Raw genomic sequence first — 24673 nt, 5'->3', positions numbered from 1 at the left:
CGTCTGGAGACCGTATGGGGACGAGCTGGGTGCGTTCTATGCGGCAGCTGACGGGTCGCTGCGGCGGTCAGTCGGGTACGCCGTCGCCTTCGAGCCGCGCCTCCGCCGACTCGTAGGCCAGTACTGCCACAAGGGTCATCGCCGCCGCGGCAGCGGCCGCAAGCAGAACGATGACGAGTATGCGCATGGTCGCATTCTGGTTCGCGCTCTCCCATGAACCTCCAAGAGGCGGGCCCCTTTTTCTTAGTGGCCCCTTGGGACGCGGACCGTAGCGTTCGAAGGGTTCCGACCCGATCAGTCGATCCGATCCTTCGAAGGGGAGCCCCATGACCGAGCCGAGCCGCACCGTCCTGCGCGAGAACAAAGTCCCCGAGCCCACCGCATCGTTCTGGGCGATCAAGATCCTGGCCACCACCGTCGGAGAGACGGCGGCCGACCTGCTGTCCTCCAGCCTCCATCTCGGCACCCAGGTCACCAGCCTGGTCACGGCCGTCGTCTTCCTCCTCGTCTTCGCGGTGCAGTTCCGCAGCGCGCGTTACATCCCGGGCGTCTACTGGCTGACCGTGGTGCTGATCAGCATCGTCGGCACGCTCATCACCGACAACCTCACCGACGGTCTCGGTGTCCCGTTGATCGTGTCCACTGTGGTGTTCGCGATCGTGTTGATCGCGACGTTCGCGGTCTGGTACGGGTTTGAGCGCACGCTCTCGATCCACGACATCGTGACCCGCCGCCGGGAGGCGTTCTACTGGCTGGCCGTGCTGTTCACCTTCGCGCTGGGCACTGCAGCGGGCGACCTCGTAGCCGAGCAGCTGAACCTGGGCTATCTTCTCTCGGTGGTCGTCTTCGCGGCCGCGATCGGCATCGTCGCCCTGGCCCACTTCGGGTTCAAGATGAACGCGATCGTAGCGTTCTGGATCGCCTACGTGCTCACGCGGCCTCTCGGTGCGTCGCTCGGCGACTTCCTGTCGCAGCCGACCGCTGACGGTGGTCTCGGGCTCGGGACGATCGTCACCAGCGTGATCTTCCTCGCAGCGATTCTCGTGCTGGTCGTCTACCTCACGGTGACCGGGCGCGGCCGCCCCCCGCGCGTCGAGGCCGTGGCGGCAGAGCAGGAGCAACGAGTGGAGGCCTGATGGCACGGCTGCTGGTGGCCGAAGACGACGAGTCGATCGGCTCATCTCTCGAGTGGTCGCTGCGCGCGTCCGGTCACGATGTCCGCTGGAGCCGCAGCGGGCGGCGTGCTCTCGCCGTCGCGATCAGTTCTTAGAGGCTCCTTGTGCCGGGCCCGCGACCATCGGGGCTATGGCATTCCACACCGCGATTCCGCTTCTTGACGCCTCGACGTGGCTGCACGCGTTCGGGCCCTGGGTGCTCGTCGGCATCGCCGTCATCGTGTTCATCGAGTCCGGGGTCCTGTTCCCGTTCCTTCCCGGCGACTCGCTGCTCATCACGGCCGCCATCCTCGCACCGCACCTTGGCATCTTGGCGTGGCAGGTCGCTCTAGTCGCCGCGGTCGCCGCATTCGCGGGCGACCAGGTCGGCTACTGGCTCGGCAAACGGTTCGGCAGGCGCCTCTTCAAGCCCGACGCGCGCGTCCTCAAGACCGAGCGGCTGGAGCAGGCCGACGCGTTCTTCGCCCGATACGGGGGCGTCTCGCTGGTGCTCGGCCGCTTCGTGCCGTTCGTGCGCACCTATGTGCCCCTGGCCGCCGGCATCGCGGCCATGAGGTACCCGCGATTCCTGGTATGGAACGCGCTCGGCGGCATCAGCTGGACGATCGTCATGGTGGTTCTCGGAGTGCTGCTCGGCGGCATCCCGCTGGTGGCGAACAACATCGACGTGCTGATGATCGTCATCGTCGTCGTGTCCATCCTGCCCATCGTGATCAGCGCACTCCGCCGCCGGCGAGCACGTTCGCGGGAATCCGAGCCGCAAGACAACGCCAGCGTCGAGTGACCTATCCCGCGAAGGGGAAGCGTCGAATGTCCATCGGAAGTCCTCCATGTCCGCGGCGACCGGGCGTGTGGCGACTGCGGTAGCCCCCCAAGGCGTCGCGTGGAAGTCAGACCTCCACTGGTCGAGCGCACGACGCTTCCTGCGATCTGCTGTAGCGCGGGACTCGCGCGGATCGCTCACGGCCTCGGCATCTCGGCAGACCAGCTCAACGCGGACCTGAGCCAGTGGAAGACGCAGGCTCCGGAGACACCGCCGTCGCCCAAGCCCTAGCCGCGGCGGACCTCAGTGCGACGACGACCGTGGCCGTGGCGAACGCCACGGCCACGGCCAGGTCTTGCCCATACGCGGGATCGGGTTCAAGCTACGAACATGGGCGCCCGGCCGGTCGTCGATGCACTGAGCCTCGTTCGTCATCCGAGCGGGTGGCTCCCGCTTGCCCTTCCCGTCCTGCTCGCGGCATTCGTCGTCGTGAGCGTGACCACGACGGACGTCGGGAGCAACCGCGACGAGGGCACTGCTGCGCATGTCTTTCAGATGGCCATGGTCGTCGAGTTCGTCCTCATCGCCGGTTTCGCCATTCGATGGCTTCCGCGCGCACCGCGTCAGGCGGCTGTCGTGCTGATCGCCCACATCGTGTCGGCGTTCCTCCCCCTCGCGATCGTCTTCACCCTGGGTCTCTAGCCGGCATCCTCCAGATACGTCCGCCTGGTGTCCTGAATCGCCAACTGTTATCCGCATCCCGATGCTTCCCTCATCTCCTGGCCGGTTATATAGTTAACGCATATAAATCATCAGCGCACCGCAGCGCTCCCGCTCCGGTGCGCTCCGCGCCTGGGGCCGGCGACCGACGACACACGACACGAAACGCACGAAGGACTCCCTTGCCCCGCACCGGCATCTTCACCAAAGACCACCCCCACTACCGCTGGGTGGCCCTCTCCAACACCACCCTCGGCATGCTGATGGCGACGATCAACTCGTCGATCGTTATCATCTCGCTCCCCGCGATCTTCACGGGCGTCAAGCTGAACCCGCTCGAGCCCGGCAACGTCTCCTACCTGCTCTGGATGCTGATGGGCTACATGCTCGTCACCGCCGTGCTCGTCGTGATGTTCGGCCGGATGGGCGACCAGTACGGGCGCGTGCGCATCTACAACCTCGGCTTCGTGATCTTCACCATCGCGGCGATCGCGCTCTGCCTCGACCCGTTCTCCGGCGGCCCCGGCGCGATGTGGCTGATCGCGTGGAGGTTCGTGCAGGGCATCGGCGGCGCCATGCTGTTCGCCAACTCGACGGCCATCCTCACCGACGCGTTCCCCGCCAACAAGCGCGGCTTCGCGCTCGGCCTCAACCAGGTCGCCGCGATCGCCGGGTCGTTCATCGGCCTCATCCTCGGCGGCGTGCTCGCCGAGATCGACTGGCGGGCCGTCTTCTTCGTCTCGGTGCCGTTCGGCGTCATCGGCACGATCTGGTCGATCAAGTCGCTGCACGAGGTCGGCCAGAAGAACCCGGGCAAGATCGACTGGCTCGGCAACGTCACGTTCGCGATCGGCCTGATCGCCCTCCTCACCGGCATCACCTACGGAATCCAGCCCTACGGCGGCAGCTCGCAGGGCTGGGGCAACCCGTGGGTGCTCGGCTCGATCATCGGCGGCATCCTGCTCCTGATCGCGTTCGTGCTCATCGAGCTCAAGGTGCCGTCGCCGATGTTCGACATGCGGCTGTTCAAGATCCGCGCCTTCTCGTCGGGCATCTTCGCCGGGTTCCTCGCGGCGATCGGCCGAGGCGGCCTTCAGTTCATGCTGATCATCTGGCTGCAGGGCATCTGGCTGCCGCTGCACGGCTACAGCTACGAGTCCACGCCGCTCTGGGCCGGCATCTACATGCTGCCGATCACGATCGGCTTCCTCATCGCCGGCCCGATCTCGGGTGCGCTCTCCGACCGGTTCGGGTCGCGGGCGTTCGCGACGGTCGGCCTCGTGCTCGTGGCGGTCACCTTCATCGGCCTCCTGCTGATCCCCGTGAACTTCGAGTACTGGCAGTTCGCACTGCTCACGGGCCTCAACGGCATCGGCTCCGGTCTGTTCTCGTCGCCCAACCGCACGGCCATCATGAACAGCGTGCCGCCGAACGAGCGCGGCGCGGCCTCCGGCATGGCGGGCGTCGCCCTCAACGCCGGAAGCTCGCTCTCCATCGGCATCTTCTTCTCGCTGATGATCGCCGGCCTCTCGGTGGCCCTGCCGACCGCGCTCACCACCGGGCTCACCTCCCACGGCGTGCCGCAGAACGTCGCCGCGCAGATCGGCGCGACGCCTCCCGTCGGGAGCCTGTTCGCGGCGTTCCTCGGCTACAACCCGATCGCGAGCCTGCTCGGGCCCACCGGCCTCCTGCAATCGCCGCACGTCGATGCGGCCACACTCACGGGCAAGGAGTTCTTCCCCCAGCTGATCTCCGGCCCCTTCCACGACGGCCTCGTCGTCGTCTTCATCGCCGCCGCCGTCATGAGCCTCATCGGTGCGATCGCCTCCTTCTTGGGCGGATCCAAGTATGTTCATGAGGAGGCCGTCGCAGCTGCGCGGCCGGCCACGGTGGAAGGCGAGGAAGTCGGTGCAGGTCGAGCGTGAGCATCCGGAGCGGCCGGCGACCGGTGACGACGATGTCCCCGGCCGCCTGGCCCTGGCTGTCGGGCGGCTGAACCGCCGTATCCGATCGGCCACGGGAGGCCTCAGCCACGGTCAGTTGTCGGCGCTCTCGACGATCGTGCGCAACGGTCCGCTGCGCCCCAGCGAGATCGCGGCGATCGAGGTCGTCGCCGCTCCGACGATCACCCGGGTCGTCTCTGATCTGGAGGCCCGCGGGCTGGTCGAGCGCACGCCCGATCCCGACGACGGGCGCTCGTTCTTCGTGTCGGGCACGCAGGATGGCATCGACCTGCTCCTGGCCGCGCGCTCCGACCGCGCCCGCGCGGTAGCCGCGATCCTCGCAGAGCTCGAGCCGGCCGACGTGGAGGCGCTCGGCCGCGCCCTCCCCGCCCTCGAGCAGGCGGCGCACATCGCCCGCCCGGCCCCCTGACCTCCCGCCCTGCCGCCGAGGGGCACGTAGTTGTCACTTTTCGCGCCCGAAAGTGACAACAACGTGCCCTTCGGCGTCAGGAGCGCGGGGAGCGCGAGCGGCGCGGCGGGCGCGCGGCGACGACGGGGTGCGCGCCGGTGTAACCCTCGCGGGCCTGTGCGATCGCGAGGATGCGCGAACGCTGCGCGTACCAGCCGAGGATCAGCAGCGGGATGATGACGACCAGTGAGGCGACCGTGAACGTCCCCGTCGGATAGTCGAACGCCATCAGCACGATCACCGCCGCCAGGAACGCCAGCGTCAGATAGGCCGTGAACGGCGCGCCGAACAGCCGGAACGACGGCCGTGCGAGCCTGCCCTGCAACGCCCAGCGGCGCAGCTGCATCTGGCAGAGGATGATCATCGCCCAGCTCGTGACGATGCCCAGCGAGGCCACGTTCAGCACGATGTTGAAAGCCTCCGCCGGGACGATCAGGTTGAGGAACACACCCAGCACGCCGATGCTCGCCGTCAACAGGATGCCGCCGTAGGGGACTCCGCGCGGGTTCATCCGAGCGGTGAACGCCGGCGCAGCACCGGTCTGCGCCATCGAGTGGAGGATGCGGCCGGTGGAGTACATGCCGGCGTTCAGGCTCGACAGGGCCGCGGTCAGCACGACGAAGTTCATGACCGACCCGATGATCGCGCTCAGCTCCGGGCCGCCGAGGTGGCTGAAGAACGTGACGAACGGGCTCTCGCTGCCGCTGTAGACGCTCGCGGGCAGCAGGAGGGCGAGCAGCAGGATCGAGCCGCAGTAGAAGACCGCGATGCGGAAGACGACGCTGTTGATCGCCCGCGGCATGATCTTCTCCGGGTTCTCGGTCTCGCCGGCGGCGATGCCGACCAGCTCCACGCCCGCGTACGCGAAGACGACGCCCTGCACGAGCACGATCGCCATCGCAATGGTCGCGACCCCGTGCGGCAGCAGCCAGCCGTTGGCGGCGAGCATCGGGAGGCCGGTCGGCCCCTCATCGGTCGGCCAGCCGGCCGCGAGCACGACGATGCCCACGACCAGGAAGGCGACCAGCGCGCCGACCTTGATGATCGCGAACCAGAACTCCATCTCGCCGAACACCTTCACCGAGATCAGGTTGAGGCTGACGACGACGACCAGCGCGATGAGGGCGAGCAGCCACTGCGGCACGGCGGTGAAGAGCGTCCAGTACTTGACGTAGAGCGCGACCGCCGTGGAGTCGACGATCGCGGTCATGGCCCAGTTGAGGAAGTACATCCACCCGGCGACGTACGCCATCTTCTCGCCGTAGAACTCGCGGGCGTACGAAACGAACGATCCCGACGAGGGCCGGTGGAGGACGAGCTCGCCGAGCGCGCGAAGCACCAGGAACGCGAAGAAGCCGCAGACCGCGTAGACCAGCACCAGCAGCGGCCCGCCCTGCTCGAGCCTCCCGCCCGCTCCGAGGAAGAGGCCGGTGCCGATGGCGCCGCCGATCGCGATCATCTGCAGCTGCCGCGACGACAGCGCCTTGTGGTACCCCTCCTGCTCGCTGGCGAAGTCCTGCACCGCCTGGGACACATCGCCCAGGTGCTCGCGGCGGTTCTCGAGGTCGTCGGCCGGGTCGTGCTGCTGTGGCTGCTCTTGGTTCATCGCGCCTTTCCTGTTCCGGCGACCCACAGTACCCGCTGGCGCCACGGCTTCCGGAGGATCAGGCGACGGCGAGCATCCCGGCGGCCGTGATCGCCAGCACCAAGCCGACCCACTGCACGGGTGCGATGTGCTCGCGCAGCACCACTGCGGCGAGCACGATGGTGCCCGCCGGGTAGAGCGCTACCAGCACCGACATCGTGGCCAGGTCACCCGCGCGCAGCCCGATCAGGATGAGGGTGTTCGCCGAGGCGTCCAGGAGGCCCGAGCCGATCGCGAGCAGCACGCCCTGCCGGGTGAACCTCCTGGTGACGCCGCGGAGCGCGAGGAGGCCGATGACCGTCCACATGATGACAGCGTTGACCGTGCGGTTGGCGACCAGCGGCACCAGTCCCGAGTCGGCCGGGGTCTGGTCGAGCACGATGAGGAAGACGCCGATAAGTGTGCCGGCAGCGACCGCCATCCCGAGCGCACGGGCGCTGGGCCGCACGGCGCCGCGCTCCGGCACGAAGCCGACGAGGACGACCGCGACGAGCGCGAGCGCCAGCGCCACATAGCCGATCGGCGCGAAGCGGTCGCCTCCCAGCAGTCCCCAGGCCAGCGGCACGAGCGCGGACACGAGTGCGGTGAGCGGCGAAAGGATGCTCATGGGTCCGATCGCGAGGCAGGCGTAGAGCAGCGCCACGGCCGCGGCGCCGATCGCCCCGGAGACCGCACCCCAGCCGAGCGCGGCGGCCGACCAGACGCCCCCGACGAGCGGCAGTGCGACGAGCAGCAGCGCCAGGCCGCCGACCGCCCCGATGGCCGTCGTTCGCAGAGGCCCGATCACGCGCGACGCGACGCCGCCGACGAAGTCGGCGGAACCGTAGACGAGAGCGCTGACCAGGCCGAGGATCGCGGCCGGCATCAGCTCCGGGCCAGCCGGTAGACGTGCAGCACCGCGTCGCTGGAGAAGCGCTGCAACCCGGCGAGCTCGTAGACCCATTTGCTGCGGTCGTCCGGGAAGATGCGGGCGCCTCCGCCCACCAGCACCGGGTAGACGAGGAGGCGCAGCTCGTCGACCAGCCCCCAGACGAGCAGCGAGCGGGCGAGCGTGGCGCTGCCGGCGACCAGGATCGGGCCGCCCTCGGCCTCCTTGAGCGCGGCGATGCCGTCACGGACGCCGTTCGCCGTGTCGAGGCGGGTCGCGTTCCAGCCGAGGTCGTCGGTGCGCGTCGTGACCACGGTCTTCGGCATCGCGTTCATCTTCTCGGCGAACTCGCCCTCACGGGGAGGCCACGCCTCCGCGAACTGCTCGAAGGTGCGCCGACCGAGCAGCAGGGAGTCGGCATCGCGGGTCTCTTGCAGCTTGAAGGCGTACAGGTCGTCGGCGGAGTAGGGCATCGTCCAGCCCGCGTGCCGATGACTCGTCTCGCCGCCCGGCGCCTCGACGACGCCGTCGAGCGTCAGGAACTCGGACACGATGAGCTGCCGCATGCGCCCGATCGTAGCGGAGCGGCCGGATCCTCCACAGGGCAGGGAGGATGCGGACTTTCCACAGATCCGCCATCCGGCGGTCGCGGTCAGCGGCGCTCGTTACGATCGAGGAATGAGCTGGAACACCGGGGAGCCCGACGGCCGCGAGGCGCCGCCCTTCGACGAGGCGCCGTTCGACATCGAGCCGCCGCTGCCCGACTTCGGGGAGGACCCGTACGCCGGCGTTCCCCTCATGGACGAGCCCCCGGCCGATGAGGCGCGTTCCGGTGGAGGTCGCGCCGGTGCCCCCACGGCGGTCCGCCCGGCGCCGCCGAAGTTCGCGAGCGCCGCCGAGGCCCTGCGTACGGTGTTCGGCTACGACGCATTCCGCGGCCAGCAGGCGGCCATCATCGAACGCGTGATCTCCGGCGGCGACGCGGTCGTGCTGATGCCCACCGGCGGCGGCAAGTCGCTCTGCTACCAGATCCCGTCCCTCGTCCGCGAGGGCACGGGCATCGTGGTGTCGCCGCTCATCGCGCTCATGCAAGACCAGGTGGACGCCCTCACCGCCGTCGGCGTTCGTGCCGCCTTCCTCAACTCGACGCAAGACGGGGGGCAGCGCGCAGCGGTCGAGCGCGACTACCTCGCCGGCGACCTCGACATCCTGTACGTGGCCCCCGAGCGGCTGTCGAACGAGGCGACCAAGCGCTTCCTCGAGCGCGGCCGCGTCGCGCTGTTCGCCATCGACGAGGCGCACTGCGTGTCGCAGTGGGGCCACGACTTCCGGCCCGACTACCTCGCCCTGTCCGAGCTGGCGGAGCGCTGGCCCGACGTACCGCGCATCGCCCTGACGGCGACCGCGACCGAGGCGACCCACCGCGAGCTGACAGAGCGGCTGCGCCTCGAGCACGCGGAACACTTCGTCGCCGACTTCGACCGCCCCAACATCCAATACCGCATCGTGCCCAAGGTGGAGGTGCGCAAGCAGCTGCTCGACTTCATCACGGTCGAGCATCCGGGCGACGCGGGCATCGTCTACGCGCTCTCCCGCAACTCCGTCGAGCGCACGGCGGAGTTCCTCGCCGGCCGCGGCCTCACGGCGCTTCCGTACCATGCCGGCCTCGACGCCCAGACGCGTGCGCGCACACAGGCGCGGTTCCTGCGGGAGGACGGCGTCATCGTCGTGGCGACGATCGCGTTCGGTATGGGCATCGACAAGCCCGACGTCCGCTTCGTGGCGCACATCGACCTCCCCAAGTCGGTCGAGGGCTACTACCAGGAGACCGGTCGCGCCGGCCGCGACGGCCTCCCGTCGACCGCCTGGCTCGCCTACGGCCTTCAAGACGTCGTGCAGCAGCGGCGCATGATCGACGACTCCCCGGGCGACCTGGCGCACCGGCGTCGCCTCACGCAGCACCTCGACGCCATGCTCGCGCTGTGCGAGACGGTGCACTGCCGCCGGGTGAACCTGCTGAACTACTTCGGTCAGCGCTCGACGCCGTGCGGCAACTGCGACACCTGCCTCAACCCGCCGGAGACGTGGGACGGCACGGTTCCGGCTCAGAAGCTGCTGTCGACCGTCGTGCGGCTCCAACGCGAGCGCGGGCAGCGGTTCGGCGCGGGCCACCTCATCGACATCCTGCGCGCCAAGCGCACGCCGCGGGTCGACCAGTACGGTCACGACGGGCTCGCGACCTGGGGCATCGGCGACGACCTCGGCGAGAGCCAGTGGCGTGGTGTGGTCCGCCAGCTGATCGCGCAGGAGCTGCTGAAGCCCGAGGGGGAGTACGGCGTGCTCGCACTCACCTCCGCCGGAGGCGAGGTGCTGTCCGGCGCGCGCGAGGTGGTGCTGCGCCGCGAGCCGGAGCGCGCGACCCGTTCGTCCCGCAGCGCGCGCTCGGTCGCCTCGACCGACCTGGCTCCGGCCGACGCCGGCCTGTTCGAGGCGTTGCGCGCCTGGCGGGCGGGCGAGGCGAAGACGCAGGGCGTCCCCGCGTACATCGTCTTCGGCGATGCGACCCTGCGCGCGGTCGCGGCCGCGCGGCCCTCCAGCCTCGACGAGCTCGACGGCATCAGCGGCATCGGCGCCAAGAAGCGCGACGCCTACGGCGAGGCCCTCCTGCAGGTGGTGGCGAGCCAGTAGGCGTGCCCCAGGTTCGTGACGAATCGGCGGATTCGTGGCACGAATGTCGTGATTCGTGACGAAGGTCGTCGCCGCGGAAGGCGGCCGCTCAGTCCGGCGACCCTACCTCGTATTCGAGCGCGACCTGGCCGCCCGGGTGGATGTTCGACGCGACGAGCCGCAGCGGCGTGACCGGCAGAGCCGTGGGGGCGACACTGCGCCCGCCGCCGACCAGGCTCGGGAGGATCCGCAGCCGCAGCACGTCGACCTCGCCCGCGAGGAAGGCCGCATCCGCGAGGCTCAGGCTGCCCCACAGGATGACCTCACCGGGGTACTCGCCCTTGAGCCGCCGCAGCGACTCGATGACATCGCCGCGCTCGACGACCGCTGGCGCGAGATCGCCCCATGGCGCCGCATCGAGAGTGTTGCTCAGGACATGCTTCGGGAGGCGGTTGATCAGGCCCGCGATCGGGTCGTCCGCCTCCGACGCCGTCGGCCAGTACGACGCGAACATCCGATAGGTGTTCGCCCCGAGAACGATCGCCTGGAGATCCGCCAGCCGCCGCAGCTGCTCGCGGTCGGCCTCCCCGCCGGCCGACTCCGGCATCAGAAAGCTCATGCCGCCCTCGGAGTCCTCCGCGGTACCGTCCGCCGACACGATCTGCTCCACGATGAGCCTCGCCATGGTGTCCCCCTTCGACGACGGCATCTGCCGACGCCGCCACCCTAGGCAGCCGATGTTCGCGCGGTCAACCGTTGGCAAGGGAGGAGTTTTGCGGCGCCGCGCCGCGTGATGGCGGCCAACGGAGGAGATCGGCGGCGGGAATCGGCGGAACTCCTCCGTTGACGACGCAGCGCTCGGCGCCACTACGCAACGCCTCCCGACGCCCACTCCGCGACACCCTCACGCGTCCGCGACCACGACCTCCACGCCCGCTGCGCGCAGCCGGTCGAGTTCGTCGGGGTCCGCCGAGCTGTCGGTGATGATCAGGGCGACCTGGTGGAGGTCGGCGATGGGTGCCAGCGCTACGTTGCCGATCTTGGAGCCGTCGGCGACGACGACGGTGCGCTGGGCCTTGGCCACCATGGCCCGATTGGTGCGGGCCTCGGTCTCGTCGTGCGTGGTGACGCCCGACCCGACGCTGATGCCGTCGGCGCCGAGGATCGCCGTGCCGACGTTGACGGCGTTGAAGGTGTTCTCGGCGATGGCCCCGACCAGCTCGAGCGATTGCGGCCGCAGGAAGCCGCCCGTCATCACGACCCGGACACCCGCGAACCCCGAGAGGAGGTTGGCGATCGTCAGCGAGTTGGTGACCACCGTGATCTCCCGGTGGTTCGCCAGCGCCCGCGCCACGCTTGCCGTGGTGGTGCCGCCGCTCAGCGCGACGACGTGGCGCTCGGCGGGCAGGCGCGCGACCATGGCCTTCGCGATGGCGCGTTTGGCCTCCTGGAACCGGGTGTCGCGCAGGGCGACCGGGAGTTCCTGGCCGCGCTCCAGCGCCGCGGCGCCGCCGTGCGTGCGCAGCAGCAGCTGCTGGTCGGCGAGGTCGGAAAGATCGCGCCGCGCGGTGGGCGCCGAGATGTCGAGCGTCTCGGAGAGCTCGGCGAGGCTGATCGAGCCGCGCTCCGACACCAGCTCGAGGATCTCGAGCATGCGTCGCGCGCGGCGACCCGAGCTGACGCGGGCGATCGCCGATTCGGCGGACGGAGCGACCATTGCAGTGTCCCTTTCGAGCGACTCGTCATCGAAGCGATCAACCGATCAACTGATGTGATCACTTTAGGCGCTATTCGATCATAATGTTGCGCGGAGTGAACACCATACCGCAGGATCGCCCCATGCCTCAGATTGTTTTCCTCGGTGCCGGCAGTGCCGTCTTCACCCGTCAGCTGCTCGCCGACCTGTTCCGTTTCGACGACCTTCCGACGCTGAGGATCGTCCTCCACGACATCGACGCCGAGCGCCTCGCCGTCGCCGCAGCGACCGCCGAGCAGCTGGTCGAGCGGTTCGGGAGGACGGCCGAAATCGTCGCCACCCTCGACCGCCGCGAGGCCCTCGACGGCGCCGACTTCGTGATCAACATGATCCAGGTCGGCGGCATCGACGCCACGCGCATCGACCTGGAGGTCCCCGCGGCCGCCGGCCTCCTGCAGACCATCGGCGACACCACCGGCGTCGGCGGCGTGTTCCGCGGGCTGCGCACGTTCCCCGTGCTGTCGGGCATCGCCGCCGACATGCTCGACCTGTGCCCGGACGCCTGGTTCCTCAACTACACGAACCCCATGGCGATGAACGTCTGGTGGATGTCGGTCGTCGCCCCCTCGATCAAGACCGTGGGCCTCTGCCACAGCGTCTACTGGACCGTGCACGACCTCTGCGAGCTCATCGGCGTGCCGATGGAGGGCACCCACTATCGCGCCGCCGGCGTCAACCACCAGGCCTGGCTGGTCGAGTGGTCGCGCGACGGCCAAGACCTCTACCCGCTGCTCCGGGAGGCCATCGAGCGCGACCCCGGGCTGCGCCGCCGTGTGCGCGTCGAGGTCTTCGAGCGCATCGGCTTCTACCCGACCGAGACCAGCGAGCACTCCTCCGAGTACCTGTCCTGGTTCCTGCGCTCGCCCGAGCAGATCGAACGCTTCCGCCTGCGCCCTCTGGAGTACGTCGGCATCTCGGAGGAGAACGTCGCCGAGTTCGAGCACGCCAAGGCCGCGCTCGCCGCGGGGGAGCCGCTGGAGCTGGAGGAGGGCGCCGCCGAGTACGCGCCGCAGGTCATCCACTCGATGCTGACCGGCACCGAGCGCATCATCCACGCGAACGTCGTCAACCGCGGCCTGATCGCCAATCTGCCCGAGGGCGCCGTGGTGGAGGTGCCGAGCCGCGTCGACGCGGACGGCGTGCACCCGCTGCCGTTCGGTGACATCCCGCCGCAGGGCGCCGCGCTCAACCGCACCTACCTCTCGGTGGCTGAGCTGGCGGTGGAGGCCGCCCGCACCGGCGACCCGGCCCTCGTGCGCCGCGCGGTGCTGACCGACCCCAACGCCAGCTCGTCGCTGACGCCCGAGCAGATCTGGGCGCTGTGCGACGAGCTGACCCTCCGCCACGCCGAACGACTGCCCGTCGCGCTCGGCGGCACGCTCGAGTCGGCGAGTCCGGCGGCGAGCCTGTCACCGAGCCCGCAGGCAGCGCACTGACAGCCGTTCGAAACACGTTTGTTACAAACGATCACTCCGAGTGAGCGAACCGAGCGGTTTCGTTGTCAAACGATCAACCACCAGCCAATGATGAAGAAGGCGCGACGCCGCGACATCCGCGGATCGCGCAGCACCGCACGAAGGAGCACCCCGTGACACTGACCTCCCGCGAGATCGACAGCCAGCCCGCCGTCTGGCGTGAAGCCCTCGACCGCCACGCCGACCGCGCCCGCGACCTGCTCACCCTGCCGGGTGCGCGCGTGCTCGTGCTCGGTTGCGGCACCTCGGCGTACGTCGCCGAGTCGTTCGCCGCGCTGCGCGAGGGCGCCGGCTTCGGGATGACCGACGCCGCCTACGCGTCGGAGCCGTGGCCGTGGCGCGACTACGACGCGGTCGTCGTCCTCAGCCGCTCGGGCACCACGACGGAGGCGATCGAGGCGATCGAGGGCCTGCCCGAGGGCGTGCGCGTGATCGCGGTCACCGGAGTCGCCGACTCGCCCGTCGCCGAGCGCGCCGACGACGTGCTTCTGCTCGACTTCGCCGACGAGGAGTCGGTCGTGCAGACGCGCTTCCCCACGACCTTCCTGGTGCTCGCCCGCTCCGCCTTCGGCGAGGACGTGAGCGGCCTCCCCGACGAGGCCGAGGCCGCGCTCGCCCAGCCGCTCGGTCTCGACACCGCGTCGCTCGAGCACTTCGTCTACCTCGGCAGCGGCTGGACCTACGGCCTGGCCCAGGAGGCCGCGCTCAAGATCCGGGAGGCCGCGCAGGCCTGGGCTGAGTCGTACCCGCTGCTCGACTACCGGCACGGCCCGCTCGCGGTCGCCGGCGAGAAGTCGCTGGTCTGGATCATCGGCCGCAGCGAGCCCAGCCTCGTGGAGGACATCGAGCGTGTCGGCGCGACCGTGCGCACCAGCAGCCACGACCCGCTCGTCGAGCTCGCCAACGCGCAGCGGCTCGCGGTCGCCATCGCCGCCCACCGCGGCCTCGACCCCGACAACCCCCGTCACCTGACCCGGTCGATCGTTCTCGGCTGACCTGCCGGCGCACCGCGCAGCCCCAGCCACCGTCGACGCAGACCACCCGAGAGGAACCGAAGATGCTACCTCGCCCCCCGAAGAACACCGGACCCGCCCGCAGCGCTGTCCGCCGCCACGCCCTCCGCACCGCCGCCGCCCTCACCGCGACCGCCGCCCTCGTGGCGCTCGCCGGCTGCAGCGGGACGCAGGGCGCGACCACCCTCGACAAGTCCGCCAAAGTCACGATCCAGGTGTGGTCGGGTCAGGCCGACGCTTTCGAGAAGTCGATCGAGCAACTGGGCAAGGAGTTCGAGAAGGCGCACCCCAATGTCACCGTCGACATCTCGCCCGGCGCCTCCTCGACCGACGGTCTGTTGCAGAAGCTGTCGGCCGGGTTCGCCGGCAACCAATACCCCGACATGTCGTACTCGTACGGCTCCTGGGCGGGACAGCTGGAATCCTCCGGCCGCACGCTCGACATCTCCGCCGACGTCAAGAAGCCCGGCGTCAACTGGGACGAGTTCACCGCGGCCGCCCGCGGCACCGCGCAGCCCTCCGGGTCGAAGATCATCGGCTTCCCGGCGGTCGTCGACAACATCGGCCTCCTCTACAACAAGACGCTGTTCGACAAGGCCGGCCTCGCCTACCCGACCGCCGACTGGACCTGGGAGGACTTCCGCGCCGCGGCGAAGAAGCTGACCGACCCGGCGAACCACGTCTACGGCTACGGCTACTCCGTCTCGGGCAGTGAGGAGACGACCTGGCAGTTCTGGCCGCACCTGTGGCAGAACGGCGGGTCCATCCTGAACAGCGATGGCAAGGCCGCGTTCAACTCGACCGCCGGCGACGACGCGCTCACCTTCCTGCGCTCGATGGCGGTCGATGACAAGAGCGTCTACCTCGACCAGACCGACGAGAAGTTCGGCCAGCTGTTCGTCAGCAACCGCATCGGAATGATCACCTCCGGCCCGTGGGAGCTGTCGGACCTGAAGACCGGCGGCACGAAGTACGGCGTCGTTCAGCTTCCGGGCACGAACGGCGACCACCAGACGGTGTCGGGCCCCGACATCTGGGCGCTGTTCGACCACCACGACAAGAACCGCGCCTACTGGGCGACCCAGTTCGCGCAGTGGCTGACCTCGCCCGCGCAGGACGAGCGCTTCAACGTGGACCAAGGCAACCTCCCGCTGCGGTCGTCGGAGGCGACGTCGGACGCCGTCGCCAAGCAGACCGCTGAGTACCCGGGCTACGACGTCTTCGTCGCCAACTCGAAGAACGTCAAGCAGACGCGCCCGACCACCGAGAGCTACGCCTCCCTGTCGGTCGCGATCGGCAAGTCGATCTCGCAGGTTCTGCAGGGCCAGGGCGAGCCCGGTCCGGCGCTCGACCAGGCCGCGAAGACGGCCGACGCCCAGGCGAAGAAGTAGGAACGCGGAGCACCACCACATGGCAGACATGACCGTGCCGCGCCCAGGGTCGCCGGCGCAGGGTGTGCCGGCGGATGCGAAGAGCAGCCGCCGCGCCCGCCGCAAGCAGGGGCTGACCTCGGCTCTCACCGGTTGGGGGTTTGTCGCCCCGGCGACCATCATCATCCTGGGCCTGTCGATCTTCCCGGCGCTCTGGGCGTTCGTGCTCTCGTTCCAGAAGTGGGACGGCTTCAGCCAGGCCACTTGGGTGGGCGGCCAGAACTACGCCGACCTGATGTCCGACGCCGACTTCGGCAATGCGGTGCTCAACACGGTGGGCTTCACCCTCCTGTTCGTGCCGGCCTCGGTGCTGCTCGGGCTGTTCCTCGCGGTCGCGCTGAACCGGCGCATCCGCTGGATGGGCTTCTACCGCACGGCGATCTTCGTGCCCTTCGTGGCCTCCGCGGCGTCGACCGGCATCCTGTCGACGTACCTGTTCAGCCCGCAGTTCGGTCTCGTCAACAACGTGCTCCGGGTGCTCGGCCTCCCGCAGCAGGGCTGGCTCGACGACCCGCACCAGGCCATGATCGTCATCGCGATCATGTCGCTGTGGGGCGCCGCCGCGTTCACCACCGTGATCTACCTGGCCGCCCTCCAGGACGTGCCGGCCGACCTCATCGAGGCGGCCCGCATCGACGGCGCGAACCGCTGGCAGACGTTCTGGCGGATCGTCTGGCCGCAGCTGGCGCCGGTGACGGTGTTCGTCACGATCTGGCAGACGATCGAGGCCATCCAGCTCTTCGACCTCGTCTACACGACGACCAAGGGCGGCCCGCTGGACGCCACCACGACGATCGTGTACTTCCTCTACGACAAGGCGTTCCACGCGCTGCAGTTCGGCTACGGCTCCGCCGCGGCGTACGTGCTGTTCGCGGTCACGCTGCTCATCACGATCGGCGTCGTGCTGTACTCGCGGCGCCGGGGATCGGAGGCGATCTGATGGTCAGCGTGCTCGACCAGGTCTCGTCGGCGACCGAACGGGTCGCCGCCCAGAGCGGCAGCGGCCGCGGCAAGCGAAGGCTGAAGTTCAGCGGGTGGCACTTCGTGCTGTTCCCGATCGCGATCCTCTTCCTGGTGCCGTTCCTCCAGATGACGCTCGCGTCGTTCTCGCCCGCGAAGGAGCTGGTGGCCTTCCCGCCGCCGTTCATCCCGTCGCACTTCACGCTCGACGGCTACGCCAAGCTGTTCGGCACGACGGACATCATGCTGTGGCTGGGCAACACCGTGATCGTGTCGACGGCGGCGATCGTCTCCAACCTGGTGCTGTGCTCGCTGGCCGGCTACGGCTTCGCGCGGCTGAAGTTCGCCGGGCGCAACTTCGGCTTCCTGATGATCCTGGCGACGATCATGATCCCGACCCAGCTGCTGATGATCCCGACGTACATCCTGTTCGCGACTCTCGGCCTCCTGAACGGGCTGGGCGCGGCGATCGTGCCCTGGCTGGCGACGGCGTTCGGCATCTTCCTGATGCGGCAGTTCTTCCTCTCGCTTCCCGCTGAGCTGGAGGAGGCCGGAGCGATCGACGGCTGCAACCGCTGGCAGATCTTCTTCCGGATCGTTCTGCCGCTGGCCCGCCCGGCGCTCGCGACGCTCGCGATCTTCACGCTGCTCGGCGCGTGGAACGACCTGGTCTGGCCGCTCATCGCGATCAACAACCAGCAGGCGTTCACGCTGCAGCTGGGCATCGCGAACTTCCAGGGCGCCCACCAGACAGACTGGAGCCTGATCATGGCGGGCAACGTCGTCGCGACGCTGCCTCTGATCCTGTTCTTCCTGTTCGCGCAGCGGCACTTCATCGCGACGATGACGTTCTCCGGGCTGAAGGGATGAGCGGGGACGACGGCCTCGTGGACGTGCTCGTGGTCGGCGACGCCAACCCCGACCTCCTGCTCACCGGCGACACGGTGCCGCGGTTCGGCCAGGCCGAGCAGCTGCTCGACACCGCCGATCTGCTGCTCGGCGGCAGCGCCTCGATCGTCGCCTGCGGGCTCGCCCGCCTCGGCGCGCGCACGGCGCTCGCCGCGGTGGTCGGCGACGACCGGTTCGGCTCGTTCGTGCTCGACGAGCTGCGTGCCGCAGGGGTCGACGTCTCCGCCGTGTCCGTCGACGACTCCGTGCCCACCGGGCTCTCCGTCGTGCTCTCGGAGCCGCACGACCGCGCCATCCTCACCCTGCCCGGCACCATCCCGAGCCTGACCGCCGCATCGGTGCGGGAGGCGGTCGAGCGGCTGCGACCGCGGCACGTGCACGTCGCGTCGTACTTCTTGCAGCCCGGCCTGGCTGCCTCCCTGCCCGAGCTGCTCGCCTGGCTGGGCGAGCGCGGCGTCACGGTCAGCCTCGACACCAACTGGGACCCGTCCGAACGCTGGAGCGGCCTCGACGCGGTGCTGCGGCGGGTCGCGGTCTTCCTCCCCAACCGTGAGGAGGCGCTGGCGATCGCCGCCTCCGTCACCGGCACGGCCCCGGCAGGGCTCGAGGAGGCCGCGGCGGTGCTCTCGGAGCTCGGCTGCCGCGTGGTCGTGAAGGCGGGCGCCGAGGGTGGCATCGCTTTCGAGGCCGGCGCGCGCGTCGCCTCCGCCCGTGGGTTGCACGTGGAGGTCGCCGACACCACCGGCGCCGGCGACAGTTTCGACGCGGGCTACCTCGCCGCGCTGCTCGACGGAGTCCCCGACGAGCAGGATCGGCTGCGCTGGGCGGCGACCGCCGGTTCGCTCTCGGTGCGCGGCCGCGGCGGCACCGCCGCCCAGGCCACCCGCGACGACCTGCACGTCGCCGTCGCGTAATCCTCCAGCACCACTCGAAGGGCACGTTGTTGTCGCTTTCGGAGCCCGGAAGCGACAACAACGTGCCCTTCGTCGATTCTTCGAGAGCGATTCACGGCGAAAACCAAGTGTTGCTCGGTTTATGATGATGGACGTCAACCCGTGACGCCCGAAGGAGTGCGAATGACCGACACCGACCAGACCACGACCGCCGCCGAGAACACCGCGCCGGAGGTCGACTCCCGCTACCGCGACGCCGGCCTCCCGATCGACGAGCGCGTCGAGAACCTGCTCGCGCAGATGACTCTGGAGGAGAAGGCCGGGCTCTTCTTCCAGACGATGATGACCATCGGCGAGGGCGGCACTGTCGCCGGCCCGGACCCCGCGTTCGGCATCGCCGACAGCACCGAGATGATCCGCGACCGCCACATGACGCATTTCAACGTGTTCGGCGCCGCGAGCTCGGCCGCCGAGATGGCCGAGTGGCACAACCGCGTGCAGGAGGTCGCGGCGAGCACGCGCCTCGGCATCCCGGTCACCTTCTCCACCGACCCGCGGCACTCGTTCAGCGACAACCCGCTCGCCGCGATGATGGCAGGACCGTTCTCGCAGTGGCCGGAGACCATGGGGCTCGCCGCGATCGGCGACGAGGAACTCGTGGAGCGCTTCGCCGACATCGCGCGCCAGGAGTACACCGCAGTCGGCATCCGCGTGGCCCTGCACCCGCAGATCGACCTCGCCACCGAACCGCGCTGGGCGCGTCAGTCCGCCACTTTCGGCGAAGACCCGGAGCTGACCTCCCGGCTCGGCGCCGCCTACATCCGCGGCTTCCAGGGCTCCGAGCTCGGCCCGGACTCCGTCGCCACCATGACCAAGCACTTCCCGGGAGGCGGCCCGCAGAAGGACGGCGAGGACCCGCACTTCCCCTACGGCCGCGAGCAGGTCTACCCCGGCGGCCGGTTCGAGACGCACCTGAAGCCGTTCGAGGCGGCCTTCGAGGCGGGCACCAGCCAGATCATGCCGTATTACGGCATGCCGGTCGGCACCGAGTACGAGGAGGTCGGCTTCGGCTTCAACAAGTCGGTCATCACCGGCCTGCTGCGCGAGCGCTACGGCTTCGACGGCATCGTCTGCACCGACTGGGGACTGATCAGCGACGGCGAGATCGGCGGAGAGCCCTTCCCGGCGCGTGCCTGGGGAGTCGAGCACCTGTCGCCGCGCGAGCGGATGCGCAAGGTCCTCGACGCGGGGGCCGACCAGTTCGGGGGCGAGTCCATCCCGGAGTTGCTGATCGACCTCGTGCGCAGCGGCGAGCTGCCGGAGGACCGTCTCGACGTGTCGGCGAGGCGCCTCCTGCGCGAGAAGTTCCGCCTCGGCCTGTTCGACGCCCCGACGGTCGATCCCGCGCGGGCCACCGCGGTCGTCGGCAACGCCGAGTTCGTCGCGGCGGGTGAGGCGGCGCAGCGCGCCTCCGTCACCCTGCTGAAGAACGAGGGACTCCTGCCGCTCGCCCGAGGCGCCAAGGTGCTCGTGCGCGGCTTCGACCCTGCGCTCGTCGCGGGCTACGCGACTGTGGTCGACACCGTCGAGGAGGCCGATGTCGCGCTGGTGCGTCTGCACGCCCCGTACGAGCAGCGCTCGACGATGTTCGAGAACTTCTTCCACGCAGGCTCGCTCGACTTCGCCCAGGAGACGGTGGATGAGGTGCTCGCCGTCGCGCGGGCTGTTCCGACGGTCGTGCAGGTGTTCCTCGACCGGCCGGCCATCCTGACCCCGATCGCGGAGGAGGTGGCCGCGATCTCGGTCGACTACGGCGCGAGCGCCGTCGCCCTGCTCGACGTGCTGTTCGGCGAGGCCGCGCCGCAGGGCCGGTTGCCGATGGACCTCCCGTCGTCGATGGAGGCCGTGGAGGCGAACCGCCCGGACGTGCCGTTCGACACCGCCGATCCGCTGTTCCGCTTCGGGCACGGGCTGAGCTACTAGCGCGATCGGGCCTGCGCCTCCTGCGAGGGTCCGGCGTTCAGCAGGTTCCGAGCGTTCCCCCTGGTCGTCCCGCGGTACTGGGCGTACTGTGCCCGTTCCGTGGGGCGATCAGGGAATCTTTCCCTCCCGCCCGCGGTTATGTCAGGTGACATAGTTTTCGCGACGATCTCGAAGGAGGGGATGAAATGGCACGGAGGATCGAAGAGCTCGAGGACGAGACCGGCGCAGTCATCAAGTACAGAAGGCACGCGAACGGGAAGGGCCTCGTGTCGCCGTCGGCGCGCGTCGCCGAGTCGGCCCACATCGAGCCGAGCGCGTACGTGGAGGCCGACGCCCGCATCGGGCTCGACGCCTACATCGGCGCCGGCAGCTGGATCGACAGCGGCGTGACGATCGGCGACCGCACCTTCGTGGGCGCCAACGTCCACGTCGGCAAGGGCTGCGTCGTCGGCAGCGGTGTGCGCATCGGCAGCAACGTCAAGATCGGGGAGAACTCGATGATCGGCAACGGCGCGCGCGTCGACCGCGACGAGCAGGTGCCGGCCGGCACCGTGATCGAACTGCGCGGTGCCGCGGCGGCGAGGGCCGCGCTCTCGGCTCCGCCGCGCGGAGCGCGACTGACGCGTCGAGCAGCCTGATCGTTGTCGACATCCGCTGAGGAGGCGGAGGTCGATTTGGAGCTTCCCACAAACGGCCCGCGGACCCCGCGGGCCGTTTTTGTAGCCGCCGCACCGACGGTTTCCGCCCGCGGCCCGGCAGCCGTAGCGTGGCGAGCACCGTAGAGAGATCGAAGAGGAAACTCATGGTTGACACTGCCGAGCGCGCCACCCAGAAGCCTGACAACACCCTGTCCGTCACCGACGTCGCCGCGTCCGAAGCGGCTGCAGCCGCCGCGGCCACTGCGCCGTCCGGCGCCGCACCGCACGTCGATGTGGAGGCGCTGGGCCGCCAGCTGCTGGGCCAGTGGGCGGAGGCGCGGCTCGCCTCCCGCGAGCTGGCCGCGCGTCCCGACCTGCAGAAGGTGGAGGGACTGTCCGTCGCCGACCACCGGTCGCGCGTCTTCGAGCAGCTGAAGCTGCTGGTCGAGCACGGCCAGGTGCACCGCGCCTTCCCGAAGTCGGTCGGCGGCGCTGACGACCACGGCGGCAACATCGCGGCGTTCGAGGAGCTCGTCGCGGCCGACCCGTCCCTCCAGATCAAGTCGGGCGTGCAGTGGGGGCTCTTCGGAGCCGCCGTGCTGCACCTCGGCACGCAGCACCACCACGAGACCTACCTGCCGGCGATCATGTCGCTGGACGTGCCCGGCGCGTTCGCCATGACCGAGACCGGCCACGGCTCCGACGTCGCCGCTGTCGCGACCACGGCGACCTACGACCCCGAGACGCAGGAGTTCGTCGTCGACACCCCGTTCCGCGGGGCGTGGAAGGACTACCTCGGCAACGCCGCCGTCGACGCGACCGCCGCGGTCGTGTTCGCCCAGCTCGTCACGCAGGGCGTCAACCACGGCGTGCACGCGTTCTACGTGCCGATCCGTGACGCGAACGGCGACTTCCTGCCGGGCATCGGCGGCGAGGACGACGGCCAGAAGGGCGGCCTCAACGGCATCGACAACGGGAGGCTGCACTTCACCGGTGTGCGCATCCCGCGCACCGACCTCCTCAACCGCTACGGCGACGTCGCGGAGGACGGCACCTACACCTCGCCGATCGCCAGCCCCGGCCGTCGCTTCTTCACGATGCTCGGCACCCTCGTGCAGGGCCGCGTCTCGCTCGACGGGTCCGCGACCATCGCATCGAAGATCGGCCTGAAGATCGCGATCACCTACGCCGACCAGCGCCGCCAGTTCACCGCGGGCAGCGACACCGACGAAGAGGTCATCCTCGACTACCAGCGCCACCAGCGCCGGCTCCTGCCGCTGCTCGCCACGACCTACGCGGCCGGGTTCGCGCACGAGGTGTTCCTGCGCAAGTTCGACGACGTGTTCAGCGGCAAGGCGGACACCGACGCCGACCGCCAGGACCTGGAGACCATCGCGGCCGCCCTCAAGCCGCTGAGCACCTGGCACGCGCTCGAGACGCTGCAGGAGGCCCGCGAGGCCTGCGGAGGCGCAGGCTTCCTCACCGAGAACCGCATCACCTCGCTGCGGCAGGACCTCGACATCTGGGTGACGTTCGAGGGCGACAACAACGTCCTCCTGCAGCTGGTCGCCAAGCGACTCCTGACCGACTTCAGCCGCAAGTTCGCCAAGGCCGACGCCGGTGCGCTCGCCCGCTACGTCGTCGTCCAGGCGGCCGGCAAGGCCTACCACGGAACCGGGCTGCGCAGTGTCGGCCAGACCGTGCGCGACTTCGGTTCGACGGCACGGTCGGTCAACTGGCTGCAGGAGTCGGCGACGCAGCGCGAGCTGCTGACCGATCGGGTCGAGACGATGATCTCGGAGATCGGCGGGCGTCTCCGCCCGGCCTCCAGGCTCGGCAAGAAGGCGGCGGCCGACCTGTTCAACTCGCAGCAGAACGAGCTCATCGAGGCCGCGCGGGCGCACGGCGAGCTGCTGCAGTGGGAGGCGTTCACGGAGGCCCTGGAGCAGGCTCCCGACGCCGGCACCAAGCAGGTGCTGACCTGGCTGCGCGACCTGTTCGGTTTCGGCCTGATCGAGAAGCACCTGTCGTGGTACCTCATCCACGGCCGGCTGTCGCCGCAGCGCGCGCAGGCGGTGTCGGCGTACATCGACCGGCTGCTGTCGCGCCTGCGCCCGCACGCGGTCGACCTCGTCGACGCGTTCGGCTACGGGCCAGAGCTCGTCCGCGCGAAGATCGCGAGCGGCGCGGAGGGCGAGCGCCAGGCCGAGGCCCGCGCCTACTACGCCGAGCGCCGCGCCGCGGGCACGCTGCCGACGCCCGAGAAGGCGCCCTCGAAGCACCGCTGACCCGCGCCTCCCACATTCGTCACGAATATCGCCGCCTCCCCCCGAGGGGGCTGCGACATTCGTGACGAATGTCGCGTTTCGTGCCACGAATGTCGTGGTTCGTGACGAATGTCGGGGCCCTCGCGCGGGAGCGGCGCTACAGGAGGCCGAGGGCGCGGACGGCCTCGCGCTCGGCGACGAGCTCGGCGACGGAGGCGTCGATGCGCTCGCGTGAGAAGGCGTCGATCTCCAGGCCCTGGACGACCTCCCAGCGGCCATCCACGCCGCGCACCGGGAACGACGAGATGAGTCCCTCGGGCACGCCGTAGGAACCGTCGGACACCACGGCGGCGGAGGTCCAGCGGGCGCCGGTGCCGTGCACCCAGTCGTGCATGTGGTCGATGGCGGCGCTCGCGGCGGAGGCCGCCGAGGACGATCCGCGCACGGCGATGATCTCGGCGCCGCGGTTCGCCACCCGCGGAATGTACTCGTCGGCCAGCCAGTCCTCTTCGACGAGGTCGGTAGCGGGGCGCCCGTCGACCGTGGCGTGGCTGAGGTCGGGGTACTGGCTCGCCGAGTGGTTGCCCCAGACGATCACTCCGTCGATCGCCGAGACCGGCACGCCGAGCTTCGCGGCGAGCTGGGCGACGGCACGGTTGTGGTCGAGCCGGGTCATCGCGGTGAACCGCTCGGCCGGGATGTCGGGCGCGTGCGCGCTCGCGATCAGCGCGTTGGTGTTGGCGGGGTTGCCGACGACGAGCACGCGCACGTCGTCCGCCGCCCCCGCGTTCAACGCGGCGCCCTGTGGCCCGAAGATGCCGCCGTTGGCCTGCAAGAGGTCGGCGCGCTCCATCCCGGCGGTGCGCGGGCGCGCGCCGACGAGCAGAGCGGCGCTCACGCCATCGAAGGCCGTGCCGGCGTCCTCCGTGACCTCGAGCGAGTGCAGCAGCGGGAAGGCGCCGTCGAGCAATTCGAGGGCCGTGCCCTCGGCCGCGGCGCGCCCGGCCGGGATCTCCAGCATCCGGAGCCGCACGGGGACCTCCGGCCCGAACAGCTGGCCGGAGGCGATGCGGAAGAGGAGGGCGTAGCCGATCTGTCC

Annotated in this window: 22 protein-coding genes; 16 read left to right on the top strand and 6 right to left on the bottom strand. The window is 69.8% G+C overall.

Features of this window, described 5'->3' with window-relative positions:
• The first annotated feature begins 326 nt into the window (after positions 1-326).
• The 6 genes from AC0HS0_RS16990 to AC0HS0_RS16965 all read left to right on the top strand — a co-directional run bounded on the left by AC0HS0_RS16990 (position 327) and on the right by AC0HS0_RS16965 (position 5031).
• Positions 327-1136 (top strand): COG4705 family protein, encoded by an 810-nt coding sequence (locus AC0HS0_RS16990; protein WP_472965318.1) that lies wholly within the window; start codon positions 327-329, stop codon positions 1134-1136.
• Positions 1136-1270: a hypothetical protein gene (locus AC0HS0_RS16985; protein ID WP_472965317.1), complete on the top strand. Its 135-nt coding sequence runs from the start codon at positions 1136-1138 to the stop codon at positions 1268-1270. Before AC0HS0_RS16990 ends, AC0HS0_RS16985 begins: the two co-directional genes overlap by 1 nt.
• Before the next feature lie 35 nt (positions 1271-1305).
• The gene (locus tag AC0HS0_RS16980; RefSeq protein ID WP_472965316.1) at positions 1306-1959 is read left to right on the top strand and encodes a DedA family protein; all 654 of its coding nucleotides are present in this window, start codon (positions 1306-1308) and stop codon (positions 1957-1959) included.
• Positions 1960-2328: 369 nt separating this feature from the next.
• Positions 2329-2640, top strand: coding sequence for a hypothetical protein (locus AC0HS0_RS16975; protein ID WP_472965315.1), 312 nt, complete (start codon positions 2329-2331; stop codon positions 2638-2640).
• Between the two features lie 200 nt (positions 2641-2840).
• On the top strand, positions 2841-4583 hold the full coding sequence (locus AC0HS0_RS16970; protein WP_472965314.1) for an MFS transporter: 1743 nt from the start codon (positions 2841-2843) through the stop codon (positions 4581-4583).
• Positions 4567-5031, top strand: coding sequence for a MarR family winged helix-turn-helix transcriptional regulator (locus AC0HS0_RS16965; protein WP_472965313.1), 465 nt, complete (start codon positions 4567-4569; stop codon positions 5029-5031). Before AC0HS0_RS16970 ends, AC0HS0_RS16965 begins: the two co-directional genes overlap by 17 nt.
• Positions 5032-5107: 76 nt before the next feature.
• On the opposite strand, the gene AC0HS0_RS16960 is transcribed toward AC0HS0_RS16965, so the two are convergent.
• From AC0HS0_RS16960 to AC0HS0_RS16950, 3 genes are read right to left on the bottom strand one after another with little or no spacing between them, the layout of a single operon-like run.
• Entirely contained in the window at positions 5108-6676 is a 1569-nt protein-coding gene (locus tag AC0HS0_RS16960) for an amino acid permease (protein ID WP_472965312.1), read from the bottom strand.
• 58 nt (positions 6677-6734) lie between these two features.
• Positions 6735-7580, bottom strand: coding sequence for an EamA family transporter (locus AC0HS0_RS16955; protein WP_472965311.1), 846 nt, complete (start codon positions 7578-7580; stop codon positions 6735-6737).
• Positions 7580-8149, bottom strand: a complete 570-nt coding sequence (locus tag AC0HS0_RS16950) for a dihydrofolate reductase family protein (RefSeq protein WP_472965310.1) — start codon at positions 8147-8149, stop codon at positions 7580-7582. The genes AC0HS0_RS16955 and AC0HS0_RS16950 overlap by 1 nt, the downstream gene beginning before the upstream one ends.
• A gap of 112 nt (positions 8150-8261) precedes the next feature.
• On the opposite strand from AC0HS0_RS16950, the gene recQ reads away from it, so the two are divergent.
• Positions 8262-10271, top strand: a complete 2010-nt coding sequence (recQ, locus tag AC0HS0_RS16945; protein ID WP_472965309.1) for a DNA helicase RecQ — start codon at positions 8262-8264, stop codon at positions 10269-10271.
• An 88-nt stretch (positions 10272-10359) separates the two neighbouring features.
• Here recQ and AC0HS0_RS16940 read toward each other — a convergent pair whose 3' ends face one another.
• Positions 10360-10935 carry a dihydrofolate reductase family protein gene (locus tag AC0HS0_RS16940; RefSeq protein ID WP_472965308.1) on the bottom strand — a complete coding sequence of 192 codons (576 nt, stop codon included), beginning with the start codon at positions 10933-10935 and terminating at the stop codon, positions 10360-10362.
• Positions 10936-11154: 219 nt separating this feature from the next.
• Positions 11155-11967, bottom strand: a complete 813-nt coding sequence (locus AC0HS0_RS16935; RefSeq protein ID WP_472965307.1) for a DeoR/GlpR family DNA-binding transcription regulator — start codon at positions 11965-11967, stop codon at positions 11155-11157.
• 122 nt (positions 11968-12089) lie between these two features.
• Between AC0HS0_RS16935 and melA the strand changes: the two genes are divergently transcribed.
• The 9 genes from melA (at position 12090) to AC0HS0_RS16890 (ending at position 23595) form a co-directional block, all read left to right on the top strand.
• Complete coding sequence (gene melA, locus AC0HS0_RS16930; protein ID WP_472965306.1) at positions 12090-13442, top strand: alpha-galactosidase; 1353 nt, start codon at positions 12090-12092, stop codon at positions 13440-13442.
• Positions 13443-13594: 152 nt separating this feature from the next.
• Positions 13595-14476: an SIS domain-containing protein gene (locus AC0HS0_RS16925; protein ID WP_472965305.1), complete on the top strand. Its 882-nt coding sequence runs from the start codon at positions 13595-13597 to the stop codon at positions 14474-14476.
• Positions 14477-14538: 62 nt separating this feature from the next.
• Positions 14539-15885, top strand: a complete 1347-nt coding sequence (locus AC0HS0_RS16920) for an ABC transporter substrate-binding protein (protein WP_472965304.1) — start codon at positions 14539-14541, stop codon at positions 15883-15885.
• A 19-nt stretch (positions 15886-15904) separates the two neighbouring features.
• Positions 15905-16864, top strand: coding sequence for a carbohydrate ABC transporter permease (locus AC0HS0_RS16915; protein ID WP_472965303.1), 960 nt, complete (start codon positions 15905-15907; stop codon positions 16862-16864).
• Entirely contained in the window at positions 16864-17754 is an 891-nt protein-coding gene (locus AC0HS0_RS16910) for a carbohydrate ABC transporter permease (protein WP_472965302.1), read from the top strand. The genes AC0HS0_RS16915 and AC0HS0_RS16910 overlap by 1 nt, the downstream gene beginning before the upstream one ends.
• Positions 17751-18707, top strand: coding sequence for a carbohydrate kinase family protein (locus AC0HS0_RS16905; RefSeq protein ID WP_472965301.1), 957 nt, complete (start codon positions 17751-17753; stop codon positions 18705-18707). The genes AC0HS0_RS16910 and AC0HS0_RS16905 overlap by 4 nt, the downstream gene beginning before the upstream one ends.
• A gap of 162 nt (positions 18708-18869) precedes the next feature.
• Entirely contained in the window at positions 18870-20669 is a 1800-nt protein-coding gene (locus AC0HS0_RS16900) for a glycoside hydrolase family 3 protein (RefSeq protein ID WP_472965300.1), read from the top strand.
• A gap of 185 nt (positions 20670-20854) precedes the next feature.
• The gene (locus AC0HS0_RS16895; RefSeq protein ID WP_472965299.1) at positions 20855-21307 is read left to right on the top strand and encodes a DapH/DapD/GlmU-related protein; all 453 of its coding nucleotides are present in this window, start codon (positions 20855-20857) and stop codon (positions 21305-21307) included.
• Positions 21308-21471: 164 nt separating this feature from the next.
• Positions 21472-23595: an acyl-CoA dehydrogenase family protein gene (locus AC0HS0_RS16890; RefSeq protein WP_472965298.1), complete on the top strand. Its 2124-nt coding sequence runs from the start codon at positions 21472-21474 to the stop codon at positions 23593-23595.
• A 136-nt stretch (positions 23596-23731) separates the two neighbouring features.
• On the opposite strand, the gene AC0HS0_RS16885 is transcribed toward AC0HS0_RS16890, so the two are convergent.
• Positions 23732-24673, bottom strand: a 942-nt coding sequence (locus AC0HS0_RS16885) for a malate dehydrogenase (RefSeq protein ID WP_472965297.1), incomplete at its 5' end; no start/stop codon positions are given.

The organism is Leifsonia sp. PARNA 1/14, assembly GCF_055720965.1.
This window is presented reverse-complemented; position numbering and strand designations above follow the sequence as displayed.

Excerpts from the sequence above, each read along its gene's own strand:
- AC0HS0_RS16990 (WP_472965318.1), top strand. The coding sequence starts at position 327 with ATGACCGAGCCGAGCCGCACCGTCCTGCGCGAGAACAAAGTCCCCGAG.
- AC0HS0_RS16985 (WP_472965317.1), top strand. The coding sequence starts at position 1,136 with ATGGCACGGCTGCTGGTGGCCGAAGACGACGAGTCGATCGGCTCATCT.
- AC0HS0_RS16980 (WP_472965316.1), top strand. The coding sequence starts at position 1,306 with ATGGCATTCCACACCGCGATTCCGCTTCTTGACGCCTCGACGTGGCTG.
- AC0HS0_RS16975 (WP_472965315.1), top strand. The coding sequence starts at position 2,329 with ATGGGCGCCCGGCCGGTCGTCGATGCACTGAGCCTCGTTCGTCATCCG.
- AC0HS0_RS16960 (WP_472965312.1), bottom strand. The coding sequence starts at position 6,676 with ATGAACCAAGAGCAGCCACAGCAGCACGACCCGGCCGACGACCTCGAG.
- AC0HS0_RS16955 (WP_472965311.1), bottom strand. The coding sequence starts at position 7,580 with ATGCCGGCCGCGATCCTCGGCCTGGTCAGCGCTCTCGTCTACGGTTCC.
- AC0HS0_RS16950 (WP_472965310.1), bottom strand. The coding sequence starts at position 8,149 with ATGCGGCAGCTCATCGTGTCCGAGTTCCTGACGCTCGACGGCGTCGTC.
- recQ (WP_472965309.1), top strand. The coding sequence starts at position 8,262 with ATGAGCTGGAACACCGGGGAGCCCGACGGCCGCGAGGCGCCGCCCTTC.
- AC0HS0_RS16940 (WP_472965308.1), bottom strand. The coding sequence starts at position 10,935 with ATGGCGAGGCTCATCGTGGAGCAGATCGTGTCGGCGGACGGTACCGCG.
- AC0HS0_RS16935 (WP_472965307.1), bottom strand. The coding sequence starts at position 11,967 with ATGGTCGCTCCGTCCGCCGAATCGGCGATCGCCCGCGTCAGCTCGGGT.
- melA (WP_472965306.1), top strand. The coding sequence starts at position 12,090 with ATGCCTCAGATTGTTTTCCTCGGTGCCGGCAGTGCCGTCTTCACCCGT.
- AC0HS0_RS16920 (WP_472965304.1), top strand. The coding sequence starts at position 14,539 with ATGCTACCTCGCCCCCCGAAGAACACCGGACCCGCCCGCAGCGCTGTC.
- AC0HS0_RS16915 (WP_472965303.1), top strand. The coding sequence starts at position 15,905 with ATGGCAGACATGACCGTGCCGCGCCCAGGGTCGCCGGCGCAGGGTGTG.
- AC0HS0_RS16910 (WP_472965302.1), top strand. The coding sequence starts at position 16,864 with ATGGTCAGCGTGCTCGACCAGGTCTCGTCGGCGACCGAACGGGTCGCC.
- AC0HS0_RS16905 (WP_472965301.1), top strand. The coding sequence starts at position 17,751 with ATGAGCGGGGACGACGGCCTCGTGGACGTGCTCGTGGTCGGCGACGCC.
- AC0HS0_RS16900 (WP_472965300.1), top strand. The coding sequence starts at position 18,870 with ATGACCGACACCGACCAGACCACGACCGCCGCCGAGAACACCGCGCCG.
- AC0HS0_RS16895 (WP_472965299.1), top strand. The coding sequence starts at position 20,855 with ATGGCACGGAGGATCGAAGAGCTCGAGGACGAGACCGGCGCAGTCATC.
- AC0HS0_RS16890 (WP_472965298.1), top strand. The coding sequence starts at position 21,472 with ATGGTTGACACTGCCGAGCGCGCCACCCAGAAGCCTGACAACACCCTG.